This window comes from Loigolactobacillus zhaoyuanensis, from assembly GCF_003946385.1.
Lineage (GTDB): Bacteria > Bacillota > Bacilli > Lactobacillales > Lactobacillaceae > Loigolactobacillus > Loigolactobacillus zhaoyuanensis.
The window spans coordinates 20545-27772 of sequence record NZ_RHOE01000033.1 but is presented as its reverse complement, the minus strand read 5'-3'; the positions used below and the strand labels follow the sequence as shown (position 1 = coordinate 27772).

The window sequence follows — 7228 nt, the reverse complement described above, 5'->3', positions numbered from 1 at the left end:
TTACCACGCCGGCAGTCAGGTTACCAAACCCCAAAAGAGCTTTTCTCCGCTGCCGCTGGCTAAAGATTGAATCTTTAAAATATGAATATCAATGAAAATACTGTCTTGCCGGGATTTATTGCGTGGCTAATTTGTTCTTGCAATTTGGGCTTTAACTTCGGTACGATCCGTCCCGGTGGTATTAATAAAGCACTGAAGGATAACGTCGGTCTTACCGATGATAATGGTAATTCTGAAGGTGTGTTACAAGTCACTGACTATCGGACAGCTGACGATGCAAGCCAACCTGACTCTGCTGCCGGTAACCTTGGGTACACGGTGACGGCCCAGCTTGGTGAATTTATCGGTAAGGCCGATCCAGATTTAACCAGCGGTTCTAAATTTACCACCGCTGCTGGTACAACAGCGACACCAGCATTCGTGATGACGCTTAACCAGGTAACGGGTAATACTACAGTAACTGGTCCAGTTGATAAGGATAGTACTCAGGCAACCTTAGAAGCTGGCGGCCCTGAAGCTAAGGTTTTAGGTTTTAATGCTGATGAGGGTAGTTATGGCCAAACCACGATCAATTACAAGGCAGCTAATGCAGCAAGCTTAACGGCACCAATTAATGTAACTGCAGGCTCTTATGATGCATCTGTTACTTGGACTTTGAACGCAGCAGCAAGTTCTAACGAATAAGCAACACAACAAATAAGATCAAACGTTTAGTGGTTTTCTGCTATTAGGCGGTAGCGGGGGTGGGCAGATACTTGGCTCACCCCCGTTTAGTATAAAAGACAGCGAGCAACGAACTAAAGCGCAACCGATTTTGTTATAATGAAAGCGGAAGCAAGTAGGCAATCATTTATAAACGCAATCATTGCGTAGGAGGAAATTCAGATGAAGAAAATCAGTATTTGGCTAACGGCGTTTTTGGCGCTCGTTTTGGGTGGCTTGACGTTGACCAGCGCGACCCAAGCGGCCACTACTAATAGTAATTTTACGGTGATCCCGTTGTACTCAGAGAACCAGCGGGCCCAGGATGGCTACATCAATGTGCTGGCCACGCCAGGCAGTCAACAGACGGTGTCGGTCAAGGTGACTAACTTAACCGATAAAAATCGGACCTTTGCGGTGGCGATGTACACGTCATACACCAATTCTGGTGGTGAATCAGTCTATGACAGCAAGAAAATTCCTAAGGATTCAACGCTGACCTATTCGCTACGCAAACAGACTGAATCGCCGAAGCAGCAGACGGTCAAAGTTCCAGCTAACGGCAGCACCAACGTTTCCTTTACCGTTAATGTGCCGAATAAGAATTATCAAGGGTTGATCGCCGGTGGGATTCGGACTTGGCCGCTGCATGAAAAAGCGGACGTTACGACGACCGCTAAGCAAACTTTGCTGAAAAACAAGTATGCGTTTGGCATGCCGGTACTGATTCGTGTACGCGATGAAGTCGGTAACGCTAAAATGAAGTTAAACCAAATCTATCCGGGTGTGCGCACGGGCCACACTGCGGTAATGGTCAACACGCAAAATACTGCGCCATGGCTATTACCATCCGTCAATATTGATGCCAAAGTGACGAAAAAAGGCAGCAGTAAAGTGATCCATCACGAAGTCCAAAATAGTCGCTCAATGGCGCCTAACTCCAACTTCGACTTTGCCATTGATTGGGGCAAGCAACGCTTAGAAGCAGGCACTTACCATTTGGATTACACGGCGAAAGCTACTGGTGGCACGTTGGGTTGGCATTTCTCCCGTGACTTCACGATCACCGCAGCCCAAGCGTCTAAGTACAACAAGCAAGCCGGCTTCAAGCCAAACTACACGTGGTTATATATTGCCATCGGCGTGCTGGTATTGATCATGTTCGTGTTAGGCGGTTATCTACTCGGTCGTCGTGGTCGCAAGTCAGATGATAAAAATGAGTAAAAAATTTCACCAATTGCACAAAGGCTGGCTGTTGTTAGCCGCATTGTTACTCGGCTTACTGCTGCACGCAGCACCAACGCAAGCGGCGATCGACAATATTGCCGTGGTGCCGCAGACTTCGGGGGCAAATACTGAGCGGTTTCAACTGATCGCCAAGCCAGGCGCCACGCGACAGTTAAAAGTGACGCTGACGAATTTTGCCAGCAACGCGCAAACCATAACGATGGCGCCGCGCAACGCCACAACAACGTCTCAAGGCAAGATCTTATTTAACCGCACCGGTAAAATCAGTGGTGCACCAGATTTTCGGCAAATGGTCAAGGTGCAGCGCTATACCTTGGCCGCTAAGGAAAGTCGCACGGTGACGATCACGGTGCGCGTGGCCCAAGCGAAGTTTAGCGGGCTGCTGATCGGCGGCTTACACTTTTACGTCGCCAGCAACAGCAGTGCCGCGGTTGATGTGCCTGTCTGGCTGACCGAAACTAACAAAAGCGTGACGCCGAAGTTAGCCTTAGCTGGGCTAGACGCGCAGACTTACGGCGGCCAACCCTACTTGATCGTTAATTTAGAAAATCAGCGTGGCGCGTTACTGAAAAACGTCACTGTTGATCTGAAAATCAAGCATTATGGCTTTCTCGGCATCGGCAGCACCACAAGCTCGTTTGTGCAAACGTACAAGAACTTTGCCCCGTATTCGCGGCTACCGCTGACTTGGGGTCGCTCAGGCAATCCCGTTAAAAGCGGCCGCTACCAAGTCACCGGCACGATCACCAGTCAAGGCAAGCAATGGTACATCAAGCAGCGGGCAGTCCTAGATAGTAAGACTGCCAAAGCCGCCAACGCGAAGACAACGAATTTGACCAAAGATTATACCTGGATTTTATTGCTGGTCGTTGGTCTGCTAGTTGCACTGAACGCAGTGATCGTGGTCGTGATCATCCGGAAACGCAAGCAGAAATAAAGTTCCAATAGTTCCATAGCCACACATCGACGGCCAAACGTCCTTGTGTGATTGTACCTTGTTTTATTGAAGACGTAGCTCTGTCGTTTGTTTATATATTGATTAGTGAGATGGCTCAAAGTTTGGAAGGAGTGATCGAGTTGAATAAGCGAAAATGGGTACTGTTTGTCACCTTATTGTTGGGTATGACCGCCGTTTTTGCGTCACGGCCAGTGCAGGCGAAGACTAGCAATAGTTACACGATGACCGCGCAACTGCCGACCACGCAAACGAATCAGCAAGTCACATATTTTGATTTAACGGCGGCGGAAAATAGTGTGCAGCCGCTGACGGTGACGGTCAATAATACGTCGCAGCAGAAATTGACGATCAAAGTCGCCGCCAACGATGCTTACACCGCCAATAACGGCTCGATTGCCTATGATCGCGCTGACGTCAAAAGTCTCAGCGCACCGCAAGCGTTACGCTTTAGCCAGTTAGTTCAAGGCAAACGCACGCAAAGTGTCACGCTAGCGGCTGGCGAAACGAAGCAGGTCACCTTTAACGTGAAAATGCCGGACGCGCCATTTAGCGGCATGATCCTTGGCGGTATTCGCTCGACGGCAATGTTAGGCGACGATGGCAATAATGTCCAAAGTCAAGTCGCCTACAATCTCAGCGTGGTGCTGCGGCATGACGCTACGCCAGTAATGCCGCATTTAAAAATAGCCCGTGTTTTACCGGGTTCACGTTTAAGTAAATCCGGCTTGCTGGTTCGTTTACGTAACAGTAAACCCAACATCGTCAGCCAAATGACCTTTGCGGGAACGGTAACGCGGCCGGGCAAAACGAAAGTGCTCGCTACGTATAAGCAAAAAGAATTGCAAATGGCGCCTTATTCAGAATTGAATTATTTCATGCCGACGAAATTATTGCAGCCCGGCAACTACATGCTGCATTTGCGGCTCACCGGTCGCGATGGCTACGCACAAACGCTGACCAAACGTTTCCACGTCGATCAAGGCCAGCAGATCAGCATGAATGAGCAAAAGTTACCCGTAACTAAAACGAATTGGTGGCTGTACATTGGCAGCGGCGCCGTTATTATTTTAGCCGCCGCTGGGGCAGTTTACTGGGCGTACCGCAAAGGCCGCATCGGCGGGCCGCGGCATCGACAGAAGTAGGGGCACACACAACGACGAACGTATAGGTAAGCAGTGAAGGGAGTTGAGTGTCATGATTAAATTGAAAAAGTATGTGAAATTCGGTTTGACCACACTACTCGGCTTAGCGGCCGTGGGGCTATTAGCGACATCGGTGCCGGTATACGATAATACTGGAACGGGAACGCCGGGTTTTAATAACAACAACTATACCAGCACATCTGGGATGACAATGAAAACAGGGGTGGCTAATCAAGGTGGAACTGTTTTAAGTAGCGGTAACGCAAATGTAAATGCTGAATCCAATATTAATATTGGATTCAGCAACGCTACTTTTACTACAGAGTATACAGATAATGCAGGGCTTGATAGTCAAGGTGTTATACCGTCCCGTGATGATCCGAATGTGAATAATTTAGAAACAGGTACCGGCACTGCATCACATTTAATGGTGAATGACAAAGGATTAATGAATAATAACGGACAGCTATATCAAAATGGCTTTATTAAAGTGACTGGTTCGATCGATATTAAGGCGACAATAAACAAAAATATTTCAAAAGAAGAAATCCAAAGTGGTAATTATGGTGCCATGGTTAAAGTAACGTTACCAGAAGACGTTGACGCCAGCCAATTGCAAGATGCCATTCAGTGGGATAAAGCATATTTTATGCTGAAGCTGGATGATATTAAAGTTGCAGGTGTTAAATATGGTAGCCCTTCGTTCCCAATGCAGTTTGACCACCATGTTTATCTAGATCCAAATCAGGCTAATGCCTTTTATTTAAAGGTCAAGGGGATTCCAATTAACGTTGTCGATGTTAATAGTGGTATTTCCGGTGGTGCTTATATGCAGTTAGCGCGTCCGGGAAAAGACAACACTGATCTAGCGAATAATATCACTAGTAATTCGAGCAACGGTGGTTACTTGAATCCAACGGCATTATTCGGTACAAGTAGTACTTCTGGTACAACTAATAATTCATTATTTAATAGTACTTGGTCATTTGACCTCACTAACGTTGGTGGTGGTGCATTACAAAAAAACGGTGATATTGGGTGGAGCTTCGCGATTGCTAATGCGGCACCAAATTTTGCATGGCTAATGGGTAGTGGCTTTACTGGTAAAGCCAATATAAATTTTTATGTTAATTTGAATAAATATACCGGCAATATCAAAGATATTTCACCGAATAAACAGTTAACGGCAGGCAAATTACCACCATCATCACGTGCCGATGGTTTATTTAATCTAAAAATTGATGTTTTTGGAACCAATCAGTTAATCGATCCGTTTTCGGCTAGTGCCAGTAAATCGGCTGCCGGTAGAACACCGATTGATTACGCTTTAGTCAGTCCGAGTGCAACGCCGACGCCAGCCACGGTAACTTCTAATATTACATCTTGGAGCGCTTATGCTAGCCCATGGGACACTAAAAAATCTCTAAACGCAGCAACTTCCGCTTGGGAATCGGTTGGCGGTAGTAAAACAAGGCTGAATAATGTTGCGTTGAATGATACATTGACTGATCGCGTGGTGACGCTGGATGTGTTGACTGATGGTGTAATGACGGGTAAGGCAATCGATTATTCTGGTACCAAAGCACCTGTTTTAGGCGCAGTTGGTAGTAATCGCTTTGCTCGCGCAGTGAATTATTTTACGGCGGGTGTAGCTAACGCAGATAAAACTACTGCTACTGCTACGCTGACAGCGAAAACATATACGGCGATGACGGCGGGTAAGGCAGATACAAGTAAAGATGCTGTTCTGGCCGGTTTGCCGTCATTAACACCTAATACGACCAATAAAAATTATCTTTACTACACGGGAACTACTACCAGTTCAGCAGGTACGCAAATCCCGCTGTTACCGGCGCCGCTATTCTTTAACCAAACGAACTTACCGGCGGCACCGACGATTGCTTGGAACAGCGACAATGTTTACTATATCAAGAAAAGTGAGCTGACCAGCGGCAAAACAGTGGCGCTCAAGGGGACTTGGGGCGACGACTACGCCAACGCGGATACGATCAGCGCCAATGATAATAAGTCAGGCACGACGCTGGCTAATTTTGCCAAAGTGGAAGCTAACAGCAGTAAAGCCTTTAGCCTAAACGTTGCTAGCGGCACCACTGCCACGAACAACCCGCTGAATTTGGGCACGACGGATGCCACGTTGCTGGGCTTGCACACGATCACGGCAACGATCAATCGACCAACGCTGAAATTAGCTAACGGCGAGACGATCACGTCCAACGCCAACGCTAAGGCGACGCTGAATGTTTATGTGGTCGACGACACGACAAGTTACAACGTGACCGCCACTAAATCAATTCTGATCAGCGGCAACAAATTCAGCCAGCAAACGGTCCACGGTCCAACCGCCGGCAACAATCAAACTGGCGACACGGTCACCTTTGAAACTGATGTGACTAACAAAGGTACGGCCAGCATTGCTAAGCCGGTGCTCTCAATGCCGTTACCAAGTCAGCTGAAAAATCTAAGCGGCGTGACCGCGACGATCAATGGCACCACTGTGACCGCCACGGCAACGGTGACTAACGGGATGCTGCAGATCGCGCTGGCGAAACCAATTCCTAGCGGTGGCAGTGCGGTGATCACCTATAAAGTACAAGCGACCGCCACAATGCCAACTGGCGGCTTGACTTCCGCCGATATGATAATGGATGGCACCACGTATGTAGGTGCAACCGGCAAGGTCACCTTGCTACCAGCCCCTAGCGGCGGTATTGAGATCACGCCGCCGACTAATCTGGAGTTTGGCAAACACCAAGCTGTGCCGGGTCTGTATAACAATACTGACGGCGACAAAACGTTGCTTGTTACCGATAACCGGGCGACACCAGGCCCATGGACGGTCAGCGCGCAGCTGAGTAATTTCAGTAACGCGGATGGTAGCCGCAAGCTAACGGGTGAAACGGCGCAGATCACATTTGGCACGCCCGCCTTGAGTAGTGCGGTTTATGTCGCCGGCGGGACCGCCAAAGCGCTGATCAGCAATTCAAACTCCCAGACCAGCAACGCTTATATCTTTAAGAATATTCAGTTGCAATTAGCCGGCACCAAAATTCAGCCCGGTGATTATCACGCGACGATCACTTATTCATGGACCGACGGGGTGAAATAAAGCAGCAGCAATTTAAATTTGAGACGAAAAGATCGCTTTACGCCCGATAAT

At 48.1% G+C, this 7228-nt stretch carries 5 protein-coding genes; all 5 read left to right on the top strand.

Features of this window, described 5'->3' with window-relative positions:
* The first annotated feature begins 81 nt into the window (after window positions 1-81).
* The 5 genes from EKM76_RS07945 to EKM76_RS07925 all read left to right on the top strand — a co-directional run bounded on the left by EKM76_RS07945 (window position 82) and on the right by EKM76_RS07925 (window position 7177).
* The gene (locus tag EKM76_RS07945) at window positions 82-684 is read left to right on the top strand and encodes a hypothetical protein (RefSeq protein ID WP_125550157.1); all 603 of its coding nucleotides are present in this window, start codon (window positions 82-84) and stop codon (window positions 682-684) included.
* A 201-nt stretch (window positions 685-885) separates the two neighbouring features.
* On the top strand, window positions 886-1926 hold the full coding sequence (locus EKM76_RS07940) for a DUF916 and DUF3324 domain-containing protein (protein WP_125550156.1): 1041 nt from the start codon (window positions 886-888) through the stop codon (window positions 1924-1926).
* Complete coding sequence (locus tag EKM76_RS07935; RefSeq protein WP_164507625.1) at window positions 1919-2887, top strand: WxL protein peptidoglycan domain-containing protein; 969 nt, start codon at window positions 1919-1921, stop codon at window positions 2885-2887. Before EKM76_RS07940 ends, EKM76_RS07935 begins: the two co-directional genes overlap by 8 nt.
* 140 nt (window positions 2888-3027) lie before the next feature.
* Entirely contained in the window at window positions 3028-4050 is a 1023-nt protein-coding gene (locus tag EKM76_RS07930; RefSeq protein ID WP_164507624.1) for a DUF916 domain-containing protein, read from the top strand.
* Between the two features lie 52 nt (window positions 4051-4102).
* Window positions 4103-7177 (top strand): WxL domain-containing protein, encoded by a 3075-nt coding sequence (locus tag EKM76_RS07925; protein WP_125550153.1) that lies wholly within the window; start codon window positions 4103-4105, stop codon window positions 7175-7177.
* The last annotated feature ends 51 nt before the right edge of the window (window positions 7178-7228 follow it).